The following is a 21,141-nucleotide window of genomic DNA, read 5'->3' as shown; positions in this document are numbered from 1 at the left end:
GTCAATTTTTATAAGTATCTACCAAAGAGGTAATTGTCAGCGCTGCTTTGACCTCTACCGGATTACGCCTGGTGTATATCCTGACCGTGCGGGTTTCACCGGGCAACAGATCGATGTAATTTTCTTCAAAACGCTCATCCGGGGCCGCATTGTTCAACTGTAAATAAACATTCCTCGCAAACTTGTCCGTACGGACAGTCATCAGCACGCTTCCGTCCTGTGCGGCCTGCTTTCCGAAAGTGACGGCTATTGCCGGTTTCTCCAGCGGCATCTCCTTCGCCGGGACAAAATAAATGATATTACGTTTGATAATCTTATCGTCTATTCGCAGTTCTGCATAGCATATTACCTCAGCAGGATTCCTCCCTTTCAGGATAGCAGCGGTATCTGCACTAAAAATTTTCCGGCTGGTATTGGCTGCGATGTCAACACCGGACAGTGTTTTTTTCCAGACAGGATTTCCCGCAAGATCAATCACCGTCAGTTCCACATCGGCTTTCCGGTGGCGGGCCTCGTCGGATATGGCCCACAGGCCCAGCTGTTTGTCTTCAATAACACCAGAGAGCAGCAAGGGGGCAAAGGCGTCTTTTACATAGTACTGCAGCGCTTTCCAGCGTCCGTAGTAATCACGCCCCGACCAGGACGGGCCCGGCCAGCAGTCGTTCAGCTGCCAGTACAACGTGCCCATGCAATACGGCATAGCCCTGCGATGGGCTTCTATGGCCGTTTTCATCCCTTCTGCCTGTAACACCTGGCTTAGGTACACAAAAGACGGAAAATCTTTCGGCGCCTGGTAATAGTGCAGCATGTAGGTACGGATGGCGGTATTGCCTTTGGCAGGGCTCTTCTGATGCGACTGCATCACATTGGAGTAGATGTCATAATCCGCTTTGGTGGCGAAGCTATCGATGGTGGCCATTTCAGGGAAGGACTGAAAACCGTATTCACTCATGAACCGCGGAATGTGCGTGTTATACGCTTCAAACCATTCCATACCGTGCCACACGCCCCAGTAGTGGTTATCTCCTTTGGTAAAATCTTCTTTCTTACCCCAGTTGCTGATGGGAGAAGAATGAAAATAAAAACGGCCGGGGTCATTTTCCTTTACCGCTGCCGGCAATAAGGTTTTGAACAGCTGATCGTATCCTTGCTGCAGCTGGTCCCACTGTGCGTCTGTATAGGCATAACCACTCTGCCAGCCCCAGTTTTTGATAGCCACCGCCACTTCATTGTTGCCGCACCACAGCGCCAGCGACGGATGATGACGCAGTCTCCTGATATTATAATCCGCTTCTGCTTTCACATTGGCCAGGAAGGCGGTGTCCGACGGGTATAAGGTACAGGCAAACATAAAGTCCTGCCATACGAGGATGCCGCTGGCGTCTGCCAGATCATAAAAAAGATCGTCTTCATAAATACCACCGCCCCATACACGGACCATGTTAAAATGACTGGTACGCATATCGCTAAACAACTGTTGGTACTTAGACACTGACACCCTTGGCAGGAAATTGTCCTGCGGGATGTAGTTGGCGCCTTTCATGAAAACCGGCCGACCATTGACTTTCACATAAAAACTCTCCCCAAGGCTGTCCGGCTGGTTCACCACTTCAATTGTTCGCAGTCCTATCAATTGTTCGTTTTTATCGATCGTCACTGCCTTATCCAACAACTCCGCCGTCATGGCATAGCGGGTTTGTTCACCCTGTCCTGCGGGCCACCACAGCTGCGGCTGCCGTATCTGTACCGGCACCTGTACAGTATTGCTGCCCTGTTTCAGGGTTACTTTGGCAGTGGTCAGTTTAGGGGTATTGCCCTGCTGTGCAGCCAGCCGGAGGTTGTAAGTACCGGGTGTCACCGCTTCTACGGTCACCACCGCGTTGAGCGTGGCGCTGGCTGCCGTCAGTTGCTGCTGTTGCCACCATACCTCGCGGATCACGGCCTTATTCCATTTTTTCAGCAGCACCGGTTTCCAGATACCAGAGGTGACGAGGCGCGGGCCCCAGTCCCAGCCGTAGTGATAGGGCGCTTTCCGGGCATAGATGCTCAGGGGGATGTCGCTGGCGTCGTTACCGGCAGGATAGATCACCTGGTCTTTCAGGAACTGCGGCATATCGTGTTTGACGGGGCTGTCGAAATGCACGCGGACTTCATTGTCGCCTTCGCGCAGCCAGCGTTTTACGTTGACTACCTGTTCTATGAACATATTGGCCGATTGCAGCACCAGCTGGCCGTTCACATATACGGACGCATAGGTGTCCAGTCCTTTGAAATCCAGCTCCACCACATCATATTGCAGATCGGCGGCAGACAGTTTCCATTTTTTGCGGTATTCCCAGTCCTTCTTATCCACCCATTGCACTGCTTTTTCGTTGGTACCTGCGAACGGGTCGGGTATCAGGCCCAGCGCCAGCAGGTCGGTGTGTACAGTGCCGGGCACGGTGGCCGGACGCCATACGCCTTCATCTGCACGGGAGAACTCCCATCCGGTAATCAGCGTGTCTGTCACAGTTCCCGCCGCGTAAATCGATTTAGTAAAACAGGTTAAAAAAAAGATCGATACCAGCCATCGACCCCATCTTGTGTATTTCATATCTTGATTTTTCAGCCAGCTTCAAAAATAACATTGATTTACGATCTTTGGTAAATGAAACGTTTCTGGCAACAAATATTAAGATACTTCTATATTGGCAAGGGAGATCCCAACGCGCCTAAAACACGTTATGTAGCGATGATGCACGGCATGAACCGCATCTCCATCATCGTTTTTCTGATTGCACTGATTATACTGATTGTCAGGCTGATAAGAAAGCACTAAATCATTTACGATTTAGTTATTTTGATATTTGGTCATTTATTTTGAGCATAGTCGACAATGATTTCCGCCGCTCTTCTGCTGGCGTCCCTTTCACCGAGTTTATGCCATAGTTCAGCATAGTCGGCTTTCAGTTGCCGGCGGGCTTTATCGTCTTTCAGCAGGCAGGTCAGTTCCTTCAGCAGATTTTCTTCTGTCAGGTCGTGCTGGATCAGCTCTTTTACCACCAGCCGGTCCATGATCAGGTTGACCAGCGAGATGTATTTTACCTTGATCAGTCTTTTAGCGAAGAAATAAGAGATAGGGTTGCCTTTGTAGCATACTACTTCCGGTACGCCGAAGAGGGCTGTTTCCAGGGTGGCGGTGCCTGAGGTTACGAGGGCTGCTTCGGCCTGGCGCAGCAGCTTATAGGTTTTGCCTTTTACCATAGACACATTGGGGTGTTGCCCGGTGAGGCTTTCCAGGAAGTGATCATCGAGACTGGGCGCCTGCGCCACCACAAACTGGTATTCGGGGAAATGTTTGGCCATGGTGAGCATGATCGGCAGTTTCACGCTGACTTCCTGTTTGCGGCTGCCGGGCAGCACCGCGATAATAGGCTTGTCAGCCAGCGGAGCATCGGCCGGTTCTTCTTTGGCCTTCTTGACCACCTCCACCAGCGGGTGGCCTACATATTCCGTTTCGTAATTCCATTTACGGTAAAAGTCCTGCTCAAAAGGCAGTATGCACAACATTTTGTCCACGTCGCGTTTGAGCTTCTTTACGCGATTCTCTTTCCAGGCCCATACCTGGGGAGAGATATAATACACGATTTTAATTCCCTGCTGTCTGGCCCATTCGGCAATACGCATGTTAAAGCCGGGATAGTCTACCAGTACCAGCACATCGGGTTTAAATGCAGCGATGTCTTTTTTACAGGTCTCCATATTACGCAGGATCGTGCGGAGGTTCATAACCACTTCCACGAAGCCCATAAAAGCCAGCTCCCGGTAGTGTTTTACCACATTCACGCCGGCGGCTTCCATCATATCGCCTCCCCATCCCCGTATATCCGCTGCCGTGTCCAGCTGCTTCATCTGCTTCACCAGGTTACTGCCATGCAGATCACCGGATGCCTCTCCTGCTATAATGTAATATTTCAATCTGGTGTTTATTAAAAATTATCTGATCAGTTTAAGTAACAGGATGACAATGGCATACAGCATTGTCACCAGGAAGATGCCCTTGGCGGTGATATCTTTCCGGGTCCTGGTATACAGAAAAAAGACGAGTCCGTTCAGCAACAGGCAGATACTCACTATTTTGGGAAGCATTTGCCGGTTGTCTTTCAGGATACTGAAAAACTGTCCCAGCCCTATATTATTATGGGGTCTGATAAGGAAAAAATAATAAAGGAAAAATGCTACCAGCGGAGTTATCAGCCCCAGTACAATTCCTAACGAAAGATTGTCTTTTTTCAACATAAGGTTATAATAGTGGCAATAGTGCCTTGGTTCTTAGAGATCCTTCCAGGATTCCTCCAGCTGCTTCTTCAGCTTGTAGTTGGTCAGGTCAAACTGTACCGGTACTACAGAGGCATAGTTGTTTTCCAGCGCCCATACGTCCGTATCTTCTCCCACGTCCCTGTTTTTGAACTCGCCGGTGAGCCAGTAATATTTTTTACCGTGCGGGTCACGGCGTTCGTCGAATTCTTCCACCCATTTGGCATCTGCCTGGCGGCAAAGGCGCAGTCCTTTGAAATCCTTTTTATCTACTATCGGTATATTCACATTGAAGAGGCTACCGGCGGGCAGATCGGAGCGCAGCATCCTTTCCGTCACTTCTCGGGCTACGCTGGCCGGCAGCGAAAAGTCAGCATCGTAGCTGTATTCCAGGAAAGAAAAACCAGCCGAAGGGATACCTTCGATGGCCGCTTCCATAGCTGCAGACATGGTGCCTGAATATATTACGTTGATAGAATGATTGGCGCCGTGGTTGATACCGCTTACACAGATATCCGGTTTGCGGTGCAGTATTTTATCTCTCGCCAGTTTCACACAGTCCACCGGGGTACCGGAACATTGCCATGCTTCTATATCTTCAAAAATATCTACCTGGTTCAATCGCAAAGGTACGCCAATAGTGATCGCATGCCCCATGCCTGACTGCGGACTGTCCGGCGCCACTACCACCACCTTGCCCAACGGCCGCACTGCCTCAATCAAAGCCCGTATGCCCGGCGCTGTTATACCATCGTCATTCGTCACTAATATGATGCGCTCCTGTTTTTCCATATTTCACGTTTTTTGCTTAGCTCAACAAATTTACGCTCTCTCGCAAACATTTCGCTTTAAAAGAATGTGAAATATATATCTTTTTTTACAAATCCGACTTTAATACTTTCCTGAAAACCAGGTAGATGATCAGCGCGATATACCCCAGCAGAAAGGTCAGGTAAACGCTGTCGTCGTAACGGTCTGACATATTATTCACCATTTTTCCCACCAGGGGGAAAGGCAGCAGTTCGTCGCCTGTTTGCAGGGGCAGCAGCCCTCCGACGGGGCCGGCGTATTTCTTCAGCAGCAATACCAGCGTTTGTTCCAGCATCATGATGTATCCCAGGAAAATAGCCATGGCGAAGCCGGCCCTTTTCACCAATACAGCCGCCAGTAAGGCCAGGCAGAGTTCCAGCACTACCTGCAGCCAGTAATACCACATGTAACTGAAACCTTCCAGGCTGAAGCTTTTGCTGCCGTACACCAGGCCGCATACGAAGGCGGTGAGCACGGCCGTCAGCAGCGCTGCCAGCGACAACAACACCACCCATATCAGTTTGGCGTACACAAACTGCCGGCGTTCCCACCCGTCGATGATGTTTTGCCGGTTGGTACGGAAAGTATATTCATTCGTCACCAGGATGATGAGCATCAGTCCCAGCAAGGCAGTCATGTAACTGCTGATATTGGCGACCGTTTGCCAGACGACCGGGAACCCGAAAGGGGATTGGCCCAGCATTTTAGCCGCCTGTTCCAGGTCGTTGCTGGACATGACCTGTGCCGGCACGTAATTGCCCGCCGGTATCACAATGACCGCCACGAGCAGCATTATCCAGAAAGTGCGGTAGTTCTTTACTTTCAGCCATTCGGTATAGAGTAGTTGTTTCATGCGGGATCGTTGGTTATTTCCAGGAATGCTTTTTCGAGGCTCTTTTTGCGGAGTTGCAGGTGTTGCAGCCAGATGCCCTGCTGTGCCAGATAGCTGTTGACCTGCGCCGGTTCCGGCGGCGTGTCAAATACCGCCGTTACCACGCTGCCGTTGAGCTGTACGCTGGTACAGCCCGGATAGGCCAGCAGTGCTGTTTTAAGCGTTTCATTATCCGCAGCGGCCAGCTCCAGGTAGTCATGGCGGGCGATCACGACGTCTACGCTGCCGGAGCGCAGCAGCCTGCCATTGCGCAGGATGGCCACGTGGGTGCATACTTTCTCTACTTCATCGAGGAGATGGCTGGCGAGGATAATGGTTTTACCGGCGCTGGCCAGGCCCCGCACCAGTTCCCTTACTTCCGCAATGCCGGCGGGGTCCAGCCCGTTGGTAGGCTCATCCAGTATCAGCACTTCCGGATCGCCCAACAGCACTGCTGCGATGGCCAACCGTTGTTTCATCCCGAGGGAATAGGTTTTAAAAGCCGCATGCTGCCGGGTGGCAAGGCCGCATATTTCCAGCACCCGCCCGATGTCCTGTTTGTCCCGTTGTTTAATGGCCGCGGCTATCTCCAGGTTGCGGTATCCGCTGAGATAGTGGTAAAAATTGGGCGTTTCCAGCAAAGTCCCTATCTGCCGGCGCTGACGGGCAGCGGCAGGTTGATCGAACAGGGTGAAGCTGCCCGTGTCGGCTTTCAGGACATCGGTCACGATGCCCAACAGGGTGGTTTTACCACTCCCGTTCGGGCCGAGGATACCGTAAACAGCGCCCTGCGGCACGTCGAACGACACGCCGGACAAAGCCTGCACAGCGCCGAATTTCTTTGAAATATTTTGTAAGGACAGGATAGACACAGCTGGCTTTGGTGTTTTAACATGATGAAAAAAGAAAAGGGAAACACAGTGAAAGATCTTATGGCGAAATCTCCCCTGTATTTCCCTTTATGTTGATAAGACGGGAATTATCAGTTACGTACCGGCTTGCCTGTTTTGATCACGCTTTGCAGGCGTTCCAGTGTTTTGCGTTCACCGCAGAGGCTCAGGAAGGCTTCTCTTTCCAGGTCCAGCAGGTATTGTTCACTCACGAAAGACGGTTCCGTGAGGTCGCCGCCACACATCACATATGCCAGTTTGTTGGCCACTTTCTGATCGTGGTCGGAGATGTAGTTACCAAACCGCATGGCATATACGCCGGCGAGCAGGGCTCCCAGTGCGCTGCGGCCCATTACCTTGATGTCTGTCCGTTCCACTGGTTGGGTATAGCCTTCGTCTGCCAGCGCTATCACGCTGCGTTTGGCGTCGGCAATCAGGCGGGAGGCGTTCATGGTCACCTCGTCATGTCCTTTACGGAGCACGCCCATATCGAAGCCTTCAAAACCGGAGGTGGCCACTTTAGCGGTGGCAACGGTCATGAAGTAGTCTTTCAGCGGTTCTTCCTCGATGCGGCCTTCCTTGAATTCGAGGCTGGCGCGGAGGGCCATTTCTTTGGTGCCGCCGCCGCCGGGGATCAGGCCTACGCCCAGTTCCACGAGGCCGATGTAGGTTTCTGCGGCAGCCTGTACTTTATCGGCGTGCAGCGCCATTTCGCAGCCGCCGCCGAGGGTCAGCGCATGCGGGGCCACTACCACGGGGATGGAAGAATAGCGCAGGCGCATGGTAGAACGCTGGAAGAGGCGTACCGCCATGTCCAGCTCATCGTATTCCTGTTCGGCAGCCAGCATGAAGATCATGCCTACATTGGCGCCGGCGGAGAAGTTGGTGCCTTCGTTGCCTACCACGAGGCCGCGGAAGTCTTTCTCGGCGCGGTCTACCGCCTTGTTCAGTCCTTCCAGTACTTCACCGCCGATGGTGTTCATCTTGGTTTTCCAGTCGAAGCACACCACGCCGTCGCCGATGTCTATCAGGTTGCAGGCGCTGTTTTTCCAGACGATGTTATTGGAGAAGTTTTCCAGTATAATGAATTCGCCTTCACCCGGTACGGTTTTATATGCCTGGGTAGCGATATCGTAGTAGAATTTCTTGCCGTTTTCTGCTTTGTAGAAGCTTTTGATGCCTTTACCCAGCATGTCTTTCACCCATTGTGCTACGGTGAGGCCTTTTTCTTCCACCAGTTTCACGGATGCTTCCACTCCCAGCAGGTCCCAGCTTTCGAAGGGGCCTATCTCCCAGCCGAAGCCGGCTTTCATGGCGTCGTCAACTTTGTAGATATCGTCAGCTATTTCCGGGATGCGGTGGGACACGTAAGCGAAGAGGCGGGCATGGAACTGTTGGTAGAACTGTCCCGCTTTATCTGTGGCGGCTGCCAGCATGCGGAGCCGTTGTTTCAGGTCTTCCACCGGTTTGGCGGCATCGATGCTGGCGAATTTGGGCTTCTGTTTGGGCCCGTATTCCATCGTTTGCAGGTTGAGCGTAAGAATTTCCTTGCCGCCCTCTCCTTTCGTTTTTTTGTAAAAGCCTTGTCCTGTTTTATCACCCAACCAGTTGTTATCCACCACTTTCTGAAGGAAGGGAGGGATATCGAAGATAGCGGCTTCTTCATCGTTGGGACAGTTTTCTTTCACGCCTTTGGCCACTTTGACGAGGGTATCGATCCCTACCACATCTGCCGTGCGGAAGGTGGCTGACTTGGGGCGGCCTATCACCGGGCCTGTCAGCGCATCCACTTCGTCGATGCCCAGGCCCATTTCCTGCATGATATGGAAGATGGCCATGATGGAATATACCCCTACCCTGTTGGCAATGAATGCCGGCGTGTCTTTACAGAGCACGGTGGTTTTGCCGAGGTACAGGTCACCGTAGTGCATCAGGAAATCGATCACAGCGGGGTCTGTATGCGGGGTGGGTATAATTTCGAGCAGGCGCAGGTAGCGCGGCGGGTTAAAGAAGTGGGTACCGCAGAAATGTTTCTGAAAATCTTCACTGCGGCCGTCCGTCATCAGGTGGATGGGGATACCGGAGGTATTGGAAGTGATGAGGGTGCCGGGTTTACGGAATTTCTCCACCTGTTCGAACACGGATTTTTTGATGTTCAGGTTTTCCACGACCACTTCGATGATCCAGTCCACATCCGCTATCCGTTTCATGTCGTCGGTGAAGTTGCCGGTTTTAATGCGTTTGATCACATCTTTGGTGTATACCGGCGAGGGGTTTGATTTTATGGCAGCTTGCAACGCATCGTTCACAATCCGGTTCTTCACAGCAGGGCTCTCCAGCGAGAGGTTCTTTTTCTTTTCAGTATCATTCAGCTCTTTCGGCGCTATATCCAGCAGTAAAACCTGTACGCCGATACCTGCAAAGTGGCAGGCAATTCTTGATCCCATTACTCCCGAGCCGAGGACGGCTACTTTGTTGATGTGTCTTTGCATAGCTTTAGCCTTTTATGATCCTTGAATTTAGGATTTTTTTTCACGCAAAGACACCGGCGGCTCGCAAAGACGCAAAGTTTTTTGCTGATAGTTTAAGAACGCAAAGGAGCGAAGACCACCTTTCAGATCGTATTTGTCTGAGTATGACGGAGATCGTACATACATCACAGGATCTGAAAGGTGGTCTTCGCTCCTTTGCGTTCTTTGCTTACTTATAATCCTTTGCGTGATCAGCTAACACCGCTGCCGGGAGCAACCGTTTCTGCCGGGTTCACAAATACCAGTTTACCGTTGTCTTCCGCCATGAGTATCATACCCTGGCTTTCGATACCGCGCATTTTACGGGGGGCCAGGTTGGCGACCAGGGTCACCTGCTTGCCGATGATGTCGGCAGGATTGAAGTGCATGGCTATACCGGAAACGACTGTACGCTGTTCTGTACCGATGTCTACCAGCAGTTTGAGCAGTTTATCCGCTTTTTCCACTTTCTCCGCCTGTATGATGGTGCCTACGCGCAGGTCCAGTTTGGCGAAATCGTCGTACTGTATCTCTGCTTTGGCCGGTGCTGCGGGCTGCGCTGCGACGGGTGCTGCTTCTGCAGCCGGCTTCACGAGGCCTGCATGCAGTTTCTCCACCTGTGCCGCGATGGTATCATCTTCAATTTTCTTAAACAGCAGTTCCGGTTCACGCAGGGAGTAGCCTACGCTCACCAGTTTGGCGCTGCCTGCGTTTTCCCATTCCAGCATACGGTCTACCACTTTCAGGAGATGACAGATTTTCCGGGAAGTGAAGGGCAGGAATGGATTGCTGAGGATCGCCAGATTAGCCATCAGCTGCAGGCATATATGCAGGCAATTGTCTATTTTAGCCTGTAATGCAGGGATGTCTGCCTCTGTGTAATCGCCCGCAGGTTTGCCTGCTTTGATATTTTCGATGGCCTTGGCCAGGATCCATGGCTCTTTTTTCTGCATATATTTATTGCCCTGATCGGCAAGGTCCATCATGCCGGCTTGCGCTTCGCGGAAACGGTAAGCTTCCAGGCTGGCTTCCACGCTTTCTTTCGTTGCCTGGAAAGCCGCCAGCATTTCTTTATCGGTATCATCTGCCACCTCTTCATGCAGGCGGGGCACTTTACCACCGCACAACTTATGAGTGAGCACCATGGTACGGTTCACGAAGTTGCCCAGGTTGGCCACCAGTTCGCTGTTATTGCGGGTCTGGAAGTCTTTCCAGGTGAAGTCGTTGTCTTTTGTTTCCGGGGCGGTGGCGCACAGTACGTACCGGAGTACATCCTGCTGGTCAGGGAAATCCTTGATATAATCGTGTATCCATACGGCCCAGTTGCGGGAAGTGGATACTTTTTCGCCTTCGATGTTCAGGAACTCGTTGGCCGGTACGTTTTCCGGCAGCACGAATCCGCCGTGGGCCTTCAGCATGGCCGGGAAGATGATACAGTGGAACACGATATTGTCTTTCCCGATGAAGTGCACCAGCTTGGTGTCATCCTTGCACCAGTAGTCGGCCCAGTCGGGTGTCAGTTCTTTGGTGGCGGAGATGTAGCCGATGGGCGCGTCAAACCATACGTACAGCACTTTGCCTTCAGCGTCGGGCAGTGGCACTTTGATTCCCCAGTTGCTGTCACGCGTCATGGCGCGGCTTTGCAGGCCGGCGTCCAGCCAGCTTTTGCACTGGCCGTACACGTTATTCTTCCAGTCTTTATGACCTTCCAGCAGCCATTCCTTCAGCCATGGTTCATAGTTCTGAAGGGGCATGTACCAGTGTTTGGTCGCTTTTTTTACCGGCACAGCGTTGCTGAGGGCTGAGTGCGGGTTGATCAGTTCATCCGGGCTCAGGGAAGTGCCGCAGCGTTCGCACTGGTCGCCATAGGCTTTATCGTTGCCGCATTTGGGGCAGGTGCCGATAATATAGCGGTCGGCCAGGAAAACCTGTTTTTCCGGGTCGAAGTACTGTTCCGATTCTTTTTCTTCAAAAAGGCCGTCATTGTACATCTTCAGGAAAAAGTCGGACGCAGTGGTATGGTGTATGGGAGCGCTGGTGCGTGCGAAAATATCGAAAGAGATGCCCATGGCGGCGAAGCTGTCGCCGATGATTTTGTGGTAACGGTCTACGACGTCCTGCGGGGTTACATTCTCTTTCATCGCCTTGATGGTGATAGGTACCCCGTGTTCGTCAGAACCGCAAATAAATTTTACATCTGCCTTTTTAGCGCGCAGATAACGCACGTAAATATCTGCGGGCAGGTAGCAGCCAGCCAGGTGTCCAATGTGGACAGGGCCATTGGCATAAGGTAGCGCCGCAGTTATTAGATATCTGTTAAAATTTCCCATACTATCTTAAAGAATGCTTAAATAAATTTCTTTTCTCGTTTTTGTTTTTGGAATCACCAAACAATTTATCACCTTAGTCAGCGAATAGTAAAAGTATTCACTAATCTGCAAAGGTAAACAAAAGAACAATGGTAAAAATTCCGCCATATCTGAAAAAAGGCGATCTGATAGGAGTAATGTGCCCCAGCAGTAAAATGGAGTTGCAGGCGGCCGAATATGCTGCCGGCGTAATTTCATCCTGGGGCTACCGGGTGCATCTGGGCATCACGGTGGGTACCAGTTTTCATAATTTCTCTGCGCCGGACGAACTTCGGCTCGAAGAGCTTCAGGACATGCTGGATGATCCCGAAATAAAGGCGATCGTGTTCGGACGCGGCGGCTACGGCATGGTATGTATACTTGACAAGCTCGATTTTACCCGTTTCCGCAAGCATCCCAAATGGCTCTGTGGCTACAGCGATGTGACCACCCTGCACGCCCATATCCATCAGCGTTACGGCATCCCTACCATTCACTCGCTGATGTGTAGCGGCATCACGCCGGAAACTGCTGAGGATGAATATGTGAACAGCCTGGCAGCCGTGCTGAAAGGCAAGTCCTACCGCTATACAACGGCTTCGCATACACTGAACCGCGAAGGCAGCGCCTCCGGCCTGCTGGTAGGCGGCAACCTCTCCCTGCTGGCCAATGCTTCCGGCAGCAAATCGCAGATCGATACCAAAGATAAAATCCTCCTGCTCGAAGATATCGGGGAGTACCGCTATAATATCGACAGGATGATGTATAACCTCAAACGCGCCGGCTGGCTCGACAAACTTGCCGGCCTGGTGGTAGGCGCTTTCACTGATGGCAGGGAAACCACTACCCCCTTCGGTCAAACGGAATACGAGATCATCCACAATATGGTAAAGGAATACGACTACCCCGTGTGTTTCGGCTTCCCTTCCGGGCATCAGCCGGAGAACTATTCCCTGAAACTGGGTATGAAACACGAGCTGAAAGTGGGTGAACTACGCAGCACCCTGAAGCTGTGATGAACCATCACAGTTTAGTCTTCTACGTCCGGTACGATCTCCAGCCCGTATTCATCTGCCGTAAGAATACCGGCGGTGCGGGTATTTTCCAGCACTTCGGCATTGACGGTGAGTTCGTGAACGGTGGTGAGGTTATGAAGATAGTCGACGCCGTATAATTTACCGGCGAGGCCGCCGGGCACGTCCATCAGGTATTTGATCACTTCAAGCACGATATGCATGCCGGTGGCACCATGGGTGGCGCCCAGCGCGCCGGCGTCGAAGTTGCGGTATTCTTCCGTGAGCGGCAGGGCGCAGCGATAGGTGGCGGACCTGCTGCCATCGGGCATCAGTATGTTAAAACCACCGTACCATGCCTGCCAGTTGTGTACTTCGCCGATCACCAGCGGGAGGTCGTGTTTCACGCAGGCGTCGTTGAGCAGAAGGTGCGTAGGCTGGTGCTGGGTGCAATCGATCACCAGGTCGAAGCCGGGCAGCAACAGGGCGATATTCTCCGGTTTGGCCTGCACCAGCATCGGGTAGTGTTTGGTGTACGGGTTGACCGCCCACAGCCTGCTGGCAGCCATTTTCGCTTTATGTTTGCGGATATCCTGCATTTGATACACCGGCTGACGGTGCATGTCTTCATCATTGATCACGCCATAGTCGGCGATGCCGATGACGCCAACGCCGCTGGCGCTGAGGTATTGCATCACGGGGCTGCCGAGGCCACCGGCGCCTACTACCAGTACGCGGGCGTTTTTCAGTTTATCCTGCATGTCTATGCCTACGCCCGGCACAGCGATAGGATACTTAAAATGCTGCAGTTCTTTTTCACTTAATGTCATACGCTGGATCTTTTATCTATTCCTGAGGAAACTCGAGGGTGAACTTACTGCCTTTCCCTACGGTGCTTTCCACTTTTATTTTTCCCTTGTGGGCGTCTACGATGGCCTTTACATAGGTGAGGCCGAGGCCGAAACCTTTTACGTTGTGCACGTTTCCGGTGTGGGCGCGGTAGAATTTTTCAAAGATACGGGAAATTGTATCCCGGGTCATACCGATACCATTGTCGGAGATGATGATAAACAGGCTTTTGCGTGTATTATAGGTTTGTATTTTGACTTCCAGGTTTTCGTTGGAGTATTTGATGGCGTTGTCCAGCAGGTTGAACACCACATTAGAGAAATGCACATCGTCTGCCATGATCACCGGGTTGATAGCATCCAGCTGAAGGTCCACCACGCCGTTTTTGGATTCCAGCTGCAGCTGCAGGTTGTCGGTGGTGTTACGGATGACGTCATGTACGTCCATCGCCTGCAGTTTCAGGCCTATCTCGTCTTTTTCCAGGAGGGCCGATTGCAGGATGCTCTCCACCTGTTTGTTCATCCTTTTGTTTTCTTCTTTGATGATACCGGAGAAGTAGCGGATTTTTTCGGTGTTGTTCATCACTTTTTCATTCCCGATGGCGTCGATGGCCAGCGAGATGGTAGCCAGGGGCGTTTTTAGTTCGTGGGTCATGTTGTTGATGAAATCCGATTTTATTTCCGACAGTTTTTTCTGGTTCAGCAGAGTGCGAACGGTCAGGGCAAATGCGGTAATGATGATGATGGTGAACAGGATACTGCCGGTGATCATGATCCCCAGTTGCCGGGCGATGGAATCGTCTACCGCCGGCATGATGATCATGAGGGTTTCGGTCTGTGGACCGAGGTTATTCAGTTCGTCCAGCATGATGTAGGTAATATGGTACCGTTTCCTTTCACTGGCGCTGTCTTCCACGTTTTCGCGGTAGGCGGCTTCAAAATTGGCCGAATGCACCCTGGGTTGGGAGCCGATACCCTGGATCGGGGTGAGGATGGCGAATTCAAAACGCGCCGAATCGAGGTGATTACTCCTCATTTTATCCTGGATGAGTTTCCTTAATTTCTGCGGATTGGTGTATACCTCACTCATGGGCGGCAGGTACACTTCCGCTTTGGTGACATCGAGACCGAAGCCTTTGACGGTTGACGGTTCTCTTTTGTCGAAACGAAACATGGCGTACGTTTGCCGGGCCGCCAGCATCTCGTTCTGTACTTCGCTGATCATTTTGGTGGACTGTTCCACCCGTTGTTCTTTTTTGATGGCGATGGCACTTTTGATCCAGCTTACCTGGATGTAGATAATGCCCAGCAGGGACAACGTGATCAGGACGACGATTACAGGAAAAATTTTCTTTAGTGGTATCATGAAATTCTGCTCAGGCCTTAAATATACTTAACCTGACATATTAAACATTGTTAAAAAAGATATTTGCTATAGCAACTATGATACAAAATTAAATAGTTACAAAGGCAGCGAGGCGTCTTAACATCAATACAATATTACTTTAACGTAATTTTAACGGGGGATGTCTGATTTTATTAATGCGACTTTCCTTACCTTTGCTTTACAGAATTGGTACTAAATTTGATTAGTAACAATTATAACAAAGTAATTAAACTTTCTACATACATCGACGTGGATTCGTTCCATAAGCGATTTAGATTTTGGTTGATAAAATGGTAAGGAGGTTATCTAGCCTCCTTTTTTTATTTCCTTCTTTTTCAATGAGTTTTGTTATCCTTCCTAACTGGTCTCTTTTTCCTTTTATTTCTTTCCTGCTTTGTAATCAATTAATTAAATTTGGTTAGAGATCAAAACGTATGCATATGGTTAGTCTGGCGCCCGGTATTTTGCTTATAGCCGATCCGTTTCTGAAAGATCCCAATTTTGCCCGTACGGTGATTTTTGTGTGTGAGAACGATGAGAAGGGCAGTTTTGGCTTCGTTATCAACAGGTTATTTGACCAGACCCTGGACAGTTTGATCCCTGACGTTATTTATCCGGGCATCCCGGTTTATTACGGGGGGCCGGTACAGGTAGACACGATCCATTTTCTGCATCAGTTGCCCGATCAGATCCAGGGAGGGGTGCAGGTGGTGCCGGGCGTGTACTGGGGCGGCCGGTTCGACGATGTGGTGGAGTTGTTGAACCAGGGGGCGCTGGATTTGCAGAAGATCAAATTTTTCATTGGTTATTCCGGCTGGACCACCGGCCAGCTGGAGGAAGAGCTGCGGGAGAAATCGTGGATACCTTCCGAGAGCACGCCGGCGCTGGTATTTGAATCGCGGGAGCAGCAAATATGGCAGCAGGCATTGAGAAATCTTGGCAGTAATTTCGCCATGATGGCAAATTTCCCCATCGATCCTTCATTAAATTAAATTTTCTAATATTCTGAAAGCGAAGCAGATGTGTTTCAGGAGAGGCTATTTGTGCAAAAATGAACAAAAAGGAATGACTTTTTTTGCAACAAATTAAATATCTTGCTAAAGTAACAACACAAAATAACCCGTTATAGTCCAGGTAAGGAACAACCGATAGAATACACCTATGAAGGCTACCTATGAAAAACATTGCACCTTCACAGAAAGACGCCCGAATTTACCTGAGACAACGATAGGAAGAATTATATCAACAGTAATAAGCGCATTATTCATTAGGTAATATACACAGCCTGTGAAAGGGCTGCTCATGGATGTACGTACCTAACCGCGGTCCGGCAGCAATGCGGGGCCTGCGGGGATGTATTGTACAGAAGTGAGAATTAGCGGAAATCCCGGAGGGTACTCTTACCTTATTCGACGGGTCTTCTAAGATTGGAATAGTTAGGACAAAACGAAGGCCGGGTAATCTTACCCGGCCTGTCCGTTAAATGATATATAACTACTGGAGTATATGTTATTTTCCTATTGCCACTGCACCTTCTACGAGCACAGTAGCCTTGTTGCGCAGCACTTCCACGAAGCCGCCGGTGATAGTAAAGAATTCGCTGTGGTTTTTATCTTTCAGCACTTTCATTTTACCATTTCCGAGCGCTGCGATTAAGGGCGCATGTTTATCCAGTATTTCAAAAGAACCATCAATGCCGGGCAGTTGTACGCCGTACACTTCGCCTGCATATAATTTTCTTTCTGGTGTTAATACTTCTAATAGCATGTTATGATCGTGAATGGTGATTGGTAAATGGTCCCGGAGGACCATTCGGATTAGTTATTAGCTGCTTCCAGTAATTTCTTACCTTTTTCAATAGCCTGATCGATAGAACCTACGAGGTTGAAGGCTGCTTCAGGATATTCGTCCACTTCACCGTCCATGATCATGTTGAAGCCACGGATGGTTTCTTCGATCGGTACCAGTACACCTTTCAGACCGGTAAACTGTTCTGCCACGTGGAAAGGCTGTGACAGGAAACGTTGTACGCGGCGGGCGCGGGAAACCGTCAGTTTATCTTCGTCGCTCAGCTCGTCCAGGCCGAGGATGGCGATGATGTCCTGTAATTCTTTATAGCGCTGCAGGATTTGTTTCACACGTTGTGCACAGTTGTAGTGTGCTTCACCCACGATAGCCGGGGTGAGGATACGGGAAGTAGAATCCAGCGGGCTCACCGCAGGGTAGATACCAAGGTCGGAGATTTTACGATCCAGTACGGTGGTAGCATCCAGGTGGGAGAAGGTAGTTGCCGGAGCAGGGTCGGTCAAGTCATCCGCAGGTACGTATACCGCCTGTACGGAGGTAATGGAACCGTTTTTGGTGGAAGTGATACGTTCCTGCATCAGGCCCATCTCAGTAGCCAGGGTTGGCTGGTAACCCACCGCAGAAGGCATACGGCCTAACAGCGCGGATACTTCGGAACCTGCCTGGGTGAAACGGAAGATGTTGTCCACGAAGAACAGGATATCACGGCCGCCACCTGCAGAGCCGTCACCATCACGGAAGTATTCCGCCAGGGTCAGACCGGACAGGGCCACGCGTGCACGGGCTCCGGGAGGCTCGTTCATCTGACCGAACACGAAGGTAGCCTGTGACTGTTTCAGTAATTCTTTATCTACAGCGGCTACGTCCCAGTTACCATGTTCCATGGATTCCTTGAACTTATCGCCATATTTTACGATGTTGGCTTCGATCATTTCACGCATCAGGTCATTACCTTCACGGGTACGCTCACCCACGCCGGCAAATACGGACAGACCTTCGTAACCTTTTGCGATGTTGTTGATCAGCTCCTGGATCAATACGGTTTTGCCTACACCCGCACCACCGAACAGACCGATTTTACCACCTTTTGCATAAGGCTCGATCAGGTCGATTACTTTAATACCGGTGAACAGTACTTCGGTATCGGTAGCCAGATCCTCAAATTTAGGCGGCTGGCGGTGAATGGGATAACCGTTGTCAGTAGCGATATCACCCAGACCGTCGATAGCCTCACCTACCACATTGAACAAACGTCCTTTCACCTGGTCGCCAATTGGCATTTTGATCGGTGCACCTTTGTCCACTACGGCCATTCCGCGAACCATACCATCAGTGGAGTCCATTGCCACGCAACGTACACTGTCTTCACCCAGGTGCTGTTGTACTTCCAATACTACTTTCTGACCATTTTCGCGGGTAATTTCCAATGCGTTGTAGATTTCGGGCAATTTGTCATCAAAGTGCACGTCCACCACGGGACCGATAATTTGTTTGATCTTACCTGTGTTAGGCATATTTTTAAAGAGGTTTATAAAATACTAAAAAGTTATTTCCTCAAAAACGATTACCAGGAATCGTTTCTAAAATTTGGCGCAAAGGTAATAGTAAATGGGGGAAAATCAAAAAGCTATTGAGGAAAAAAAACCTTTTTAGGCCTCAATTTACAGGTTGTTTTCAGTTATCAACAGCCAGATTCGCAGCCAGACAACGCGGAATGTATCAAATATAGATTTTTCAATATTTATAACTTCCCTTCCCTTTTCCATTCCGCTCCCTCCTCCGTTCATATAAAAATAATGTGCTTTTCTTTTATTGCTAACTATTTTTAGCGATTCCTCACATATATCTGACTATAATATGAAAAAAATGAACAATGAACTGTCCCGCCGCAGCTTCCTGGGCAACCTGTCCAAAGCGGGACTGCTGGGCGTGACCGGCCTGGCGCCCCTCGCTGCCGGCGCCGCCCGTAAAACAGACACCACTACCGCCCTTACGGATGAACCCGCCCATGCCTTCCTTTGCAAACCTTACCTCCAAATGCCCGCACCAGACGCTATCACGGTCATGTGGCTCACCTCCCGCCCCTGCTACAGCTGGGTGGAATACGGCACCCACGGCCAGCTCAATCAGAAAGCCCACAGCGTAACAAAAGGCCTGGTAGACGCCAATAACAAACTCCATCGCATAGAACTGCCGCACCTCGAACCCGGCAAACAATACAGCTACCGCGTGCTTTCCAAAGAAATCACCGACTTCCAGCCCTATAAACTTACTTACGGCAACACCCTCGCCAGCGACACCTACACTTTCACTGCGCCCGACTCGCAGGCGAAAGAAGTATCCTGGCTCATGCTCAACGATATTCATGACCGTCCCAAGTCCATCCCCCACCTGATGGGCCTCAACGGCAACGACCACTATGATTTTGTGTTCTTCAACGGCGATATGTTCGACTATCAGTCCGGCGAACAACAGATCATTGACCACCTGCTCTTCCCCTGCGGCGACTCTTTTTCCACACAGAAGCCTTTTATGTATGTAAGAGGTAACCACGAAACCCGCGGCAAATACGCCCGCGAATGGCATCAGTACTTCGACAACCCGGGCCATGGCAGCTATTTCTCCTTTACCTGGGGACCTGTACACGCCATCGTGCTGGACACCGGGGAAGACAAGGAAGACAGCGCGCCAGTATACGCAGGCATCGCCGACTTCGACAACTACCGCGAAGAACAGGCGCGCTGGCTGGAAAAACAACTGCAAAGCCCGGCATATAAAAAGGCGAAGCATAAAGTGGTGCTGATGCACATCCCGCACTATCATGGCGGCGACTGGCATGGCGCTTCCCACTGCCGCCAGCTCTTCGGCCCGCTGTTCAACAAATACAAAATAGACCTGCTCGTATGCGGCCATACCCACACCTATGGCGTGCATGCCCCGGTCGCCGGTCAGCATAACTACCCGCTGATCATCGGCGGAGGCCCCCAGGAAGGCAAACGCACCCTGATCAAAATAAAAGCCGATCAACAACAGCTGACCCTCACTATGCTGCGCGATGACGGAACTAAAGTCGGCGAGTACACCGTTTAGGGATTTTGGGATTTACGGATTTTTTGATTTACGGATTTTGAGATCGATAAAAGCGAAGACCGGAGCGGATTTTAATCCCTCCGGTCTTCGCTTTTATCAATGCAGCAATTCCAAAATCCGTAAATCCCAAAATCCGTAAATGATCACGTTTTTATCATGGTCAGTACTTTCAGCAACAGCCAGGCGCCCAGCGATGCCAGGCACAGACCGGCCATCAGCATTACATAATATTTCACGGTCCACTCGAGTGCTGTTTTCAACCGTGAGTAGAAGGGAATGCCCTGCAACGCCGCGCCTTCATACATACTGAACTGTATGGTGCAAAACTCATTTTCTTCATCGAAGTTGCCCAGTTCCACGCCCAGCTCCTGCAGCTGCCGTTCCACTTCTGCAATTCTTTCGTGCAGCAGTATACGTTCGTCAATCTTACCGGGCTGAGAAGTGAGGCTGTTCAGCGACGCCAGGTTTTTCTCCATAGATACCTTGCTGGCATTGAGCTTCCGGTATTCGTTTGTCTTATCCACTTTGGTGATGCTGGTAGATCTGATGGTCCCGATTTTCTGGACCGCATAATAGCAGGAATCGAATTTCTCCGGCGATACGCCGATCAGCAGCCGCAGATCACGGTTGCCTTTATTGCCCGATTCCTGTTGATACTGAATAATCGCACCAAAGCGGCGGATGGTGCCGTGCAATTGCTTTTCATCTTCCGTAAAGCTGGCGGAACGGGACTTCACATACGCCACTTTTTCATATTTCTGACTGGAAGCTGTGGGGATCGGGGCTGCGTCTGGTTTCATCTGTACTTTTCTCTCAGAGGCATAGTTCTTTTGCTGTATCTGCGAGAGGAAACTCTCGCTCTGACTGACATTTTCATCCCTTGGAGAATACTTATAGCCGTATAACAGACGGAACAGGAACATGACCACGAATACAAGGACCAGCCAGGTGAAAATTCGTTTATACTTCAACGTTGGCAAAACAGACATGGAATTATAGGTTTTTGGGTAAAAAAAAGCATTCAAAAATATGACAAGGGGGCATTGACAGTTAAACAAAATCTTACATTAGGAAAATCATTCACACAGCAATAATACGCAATTCCTAAAACATTGTACCAGTATGACTTAGATTTAGGTAAATAAATTGGAATCATTTTTGCCTGATAGCGGTTATAACGCTCTATCTGCAGCGAAAAGGCGTTATAAAAATTTTAACAATTTTGTTTAACATTTCGCCTTAATGACTAACTGCATTTAGACCGCGTTTGAA

At 50.4% G+C, this 21,141-nt stretch carries 17 protein-coding genes; 4 read left to right on the top strand and 13 right to left on the bottom strand.

The annotated features are described in order from the left end of the window. Nucleotide 1: 1 nt before the first annotated feature. The gene (locus HF324_RS05070) at nt 2-2,509 is read right to left on the bottom strand and encodes a beta-mannosidase (RefSeq protein WP_258539433.1); all 2,508 of its coding nucleotides are present in this window, start codon (nt 2,507-2,509) and stop codon (nt 2-4) included. A 138-nt stretch (nt 2,510-2,647) separates the two neighbouring features. On the opposite strand from HF324_RS05070, the gene HF324_RS05065 reads away from it, so the two are divergent. Beyond that, entirely contained in the window at nt 2,648-2,818 is a 171-nt protein-coding gene (locus HF324_RS05065) for a DUF6728 family protein (protein ID WP_168810107.1), read from the top strand. A 32-nt stretch (nt 2,819-2,850) separates the two neighbouring features. Here HF324_RS05065 and lpxB read toward each other — a convergent pair whose 3' ends face one another. The 7 genes from lpxB to metG all read right to left on the bottom strand — a co-directional run bounded on the left by lpxB (nt 2,851) and on the right by metG (nt 11,707). After that, the gene (gene lpxB, locus HF324_RS05060; RefSeq protein WP_168810105.1) at nt 2,851-3,957 is read right to left on the bottom strand and encodes a lipid-A-disaccharide synthase; all 1,107 of its coding nucleotides are present in this window, start codon (nt 3,955-3,957) and stop codon (nt 2,851-2,853) included. Between the two features lie 18 nt (nt 3,958-3,975). After that, nucleotides 3,976-4,278: a hypothetical protein gene (locus HF324_RS05055; protein WP_168810103.1), complete on the bottom strand. Its 303-nt coding sequence runs from the start codon at nt 4,276-4,278 to the stop codon at nt 3,976-3,978. A gap of 33 nt (nt 4,279-4,311) precedes the next feature. Continuing rightward, on the bottom strand, nt 4,312-5,088 hold the full coding sequence (gene surE / locus HF324_RS05050; protein WP_168810100.1) for a 5'/3'-nucleotidase SurE: 777 nt from the start codon (nt 5,086-5,088) through the stop codon (nt 4,312-4,314). Nucleotides 5,089-5,173: 85 nt separating this feature from the next. Further along, nucleotides 5,174-5,959, bottom strand: coding sequence for an ABC transporter permease (locus HF324_RS05045; RefSeq protein WP_168810098.1), 786 nt, complete (start codon nt 5,957-5,959; stop codon nt 5,174-5,176). Beyond that, nucleotides 5,956-6,849 (bottom strand): ABC transporter ATP-binding protein, encoded by an 894-nt coding sequence (locus HF324_RS05040; protein ID WP_168862051.1) that lies wholly within the window; start codon nt 6,847-6,849, stop codon nt 5,956-5,958. The genes HF324_RS05045 and HF324_RS05040 overlap by 4 nt, the downstream gene beginning before the upstream one ends. A gap of 110 nt (nt 6,850-6,959) precedes the next feature. Next, a complete protein-coding gene (locus tag HF324_RS05035; protein WP_168810095.1) occupies nt 6,960-9,359 on the bottom strand; it encodes a 3-hydroxyacyl-CoA dehydrogenase/enoyl-CoA hydratase family protein in 2,400 nt (799 codons plus the stop codon). Nucleotides 9,360-9,589: 230 nt separating this feature from the next. After that, complete coding sequence (metG, locus tag HF324_RS05030) at nt 9,590-11,707, bottom strand: methionine--tRNA ligase (RefSeq protein ID WP_168862050.1); 2,118 nt, start codon at nt 11,705-11,707, stop codon at nt 9,590-9,592. A 128-nt stretch (nt 11,708-11,835) separates the two neighbouring features. Here metG and HF324_RS05025 point away from each other — a divergent pair, with 128 nt between their 5' ends. Then, nucleotides 11,836-12,741 (top strand): S66 peptidase family protein, encoded by a 906-nt coding sequence (locus tag HF324_RS05025; protein WP_168810082.1) that lies wholly within the window; start codon nt 11,836-11,838, stop codon nt 12,739-12,741. Between the two features lie 14 nt (nt 12,742-12,755). Here the strand turns inward: HF324_RS05025 and HF324_RS05020 are convergent, their stop codons facing one another. Both HF324_RS05020 and HF324_RS05015 read right to left on the bottom strand, forming a co-directional pair. Beyond that, nucleotides 12,756-13,568: a HesA/MoeB/ThiF family protein gene (locus tag HF324_RS05020; RefSeq protein ID WP_168810080.1), complete on the bottom strand. Its 813-nt coding sequence runs from the start codon at nt 13,566-13,568 to the stop codon at nt 12,756-12,758. A 16-nt stretch (nt 13,569-13,584) separates the two neighbouring features. Continuing rightward, nucleotides 13,585-14,952 (bottom strand): sensor histidine kinase, encoded by a 1,368-nt coding sequence (locus tag HF324_RS05015; protein ID WP_168810078.1) that lies wholly within the window; start codon nt 14,950-14,952, stop codon nt 13,585-13,587. 455 nt (nt 14,953-15,407) lie between these two features. Between HF324_RS05015 and HF324_RS05010 the strand changes: the two genes are divergently transcribed. Next, nucleotides 15,408-15,965 carry a YqgE/AlgH family protein gene (locus HF324_RS05010; protein ID WP_258539431.1) on the top strand — a complete coding sequence of 186 codons (558 nt, stop codon included), beginning with the start codon at nt 15,408-15,410 and terminating at the stop codon, nt 15,963-15,965. A gap of 517 nt (nt 15,966-16,482) precedes the next feature. Here the strand turns inward: HF324_RS05010 and atpC are convergent. Together atpC and atpD are read right to left on the bottom strand one after the other, a co-directional pair. Beyond that, the gene (gene atpC, locus HF324_RS05005; protein ID WP_168810074.1) at nt 16,483-16,740 is read right to left on the bottom strand and encodes an ATP synthase F1 subunit epsilon; all 258 of its coding nucleotides are present in this window, start codon (nt 16,738-16,740) and stop codon (nt 16,483-16,485) included. 50 nt (nt 16,741-16,790) lie between these two features. After that, nucleotides 16,791-18,293, bottom strand: a complete 1,503-nt coding sequence (atpD, locus tag HF324_RS05000) for a F0F1 ATP synthase subunit beta (RefSeq protein WP_168810072.1) — start codon at nt 18,291-18,293, stop codon at nt 16,791-16,793. A gap of 343 nt (nt 18,294-18,636) precedes the next feature. Here atpD and HF324_RS04995 point away from each other — a divergent pair, with 343 nt between their 5' ends. Continuing rightward, entirely contained in the window at nt 18,637-19,869 is a 1,233-nt protein-coding gene (locus HF324_RS04995) for a purple acid phosphatase family protein (protein WP_220101273.1), read from the top strand. Nucleotides 19,870-20,012: 143 nt separating this feature from the next. Here the strand turns inward: HF324_RS04995 and HF324_RS04990 are convergent, their stop codons facing one another. Beyond that, nucleotides 20,013-20,858, bottom strand: coding sequence for a DUF4349 domain-containing protein (locus HF324_RS04990; protein ID WP_168810070.1), 846 nt, complete (start codon nt 20,856-20,858; stop codon nt 20,013-20,015). Between the last annotated feature and the right edge of the window lie 283 nt (nt 20,859-21,141).

The sequence above is a fragment of the Chitinophaga oryzae genome, from assembly GCF_012516375.2.
Lineage (GTDB): Bacteria > Bacteroidota > Bacteroidia > Chitinophagales > Chitinophagaceae > Chitinophaga > Chitinophaga oryzae.
This window is presented reverse-complemented; position numbering and strand designations above follow the sequence as displayed.

Coding starts and splice junctions, on each gene's coding strand:
- HF324_RS05065 (WP_168810107.1), top strand. CDS start 2,648: ATGAAACGTTTCTGGCAACAAATATTAAGATACTTCTATATTGGCAAG.
- HF324_RS05055 (WP_168810103.1), bottom strand. CDS start 4,278: ATGTTGAAAAAAGACAATCTTTCGTTAGGAATTGTACTGGGGCTGATA.
- surE (WP_168810100.1), bottom strand. CDS start 5,088: ATGGAAAAACAGGAGCGCATCATATTAGTGACGAATGACGATGGTATA.
- HF324_RS05045 (WP_168810098.1), bottom strand. CDS start 5,959: ATGAAACAACTACTCTATACCGAATGGCTGAAAGTAAAGAACTACCGC.
- HF324_RS05035 (WP_168810095.1), bottom strand. CDS start 9,359: ATGCAAAGACACATCAACAAAGTAGCCGTCCTCGGCTCGGGAGTAATG.
- metG (WP_168862050.1), bottom strand. CDS start 11,707: ATGGGAAATTTTAACAGATATCTAATAACTGCGGCGCTACCTTATGCC.
- HF324_RS05025 (WP_168810082.1), top strand. CDS start 11,836: ATGGTAAAAATTCCGCCATATCTGAAAAAAGGCGATCTGATAGGAGTA.
- HF324_RS05020 (WP_168810080.1), bottom strand. CDS start 13,568: ATGACATTAAGTGAAAAAGAACTGCAGCATTTTAAGTATCCTATCGCT.
- HF324_RS05015 (WP_168810078.1), bottom strand. CDS start 14,952: ATGATACCACTAAAGAAAATTTTTCCTGTAATCGTCGTCCTGATCACG.
- HF324_RS05010 (WP_258539431.1), top strand. CDS start 15,408: ATGCATATGGTTAGTCTGGCGCCCGGTATTTTGCTTATAGCCGATCCG.
- atpC (WP_168810074.1), bottom strand. CDS start 16,740: ATGCTATTAGAAGTATTAACACCAGAAAGAAAATTATATGCAGGCGAA.
- atpD (WP_168810072.1), bottom strand. CDS start 18,293: ATGCCTAACACAGGTAAGATCAAACAAATTATCGGTCCCGTGGTGGAC.
- HF324_RS04995 (WP_220101273.1), top strand. CDS start 18,637: ATGAAAAAAATGAACAATGAACTGTCCCGCCGCAGCTTCCTGGGCAAC.
- HF324_RS04990 (WP_168810070.1), bottom strand. CDS start 20,858: ATGTCTGTTTTGCCAACGTTGAAGTATAAACGAATTTTCACCTGGCTG.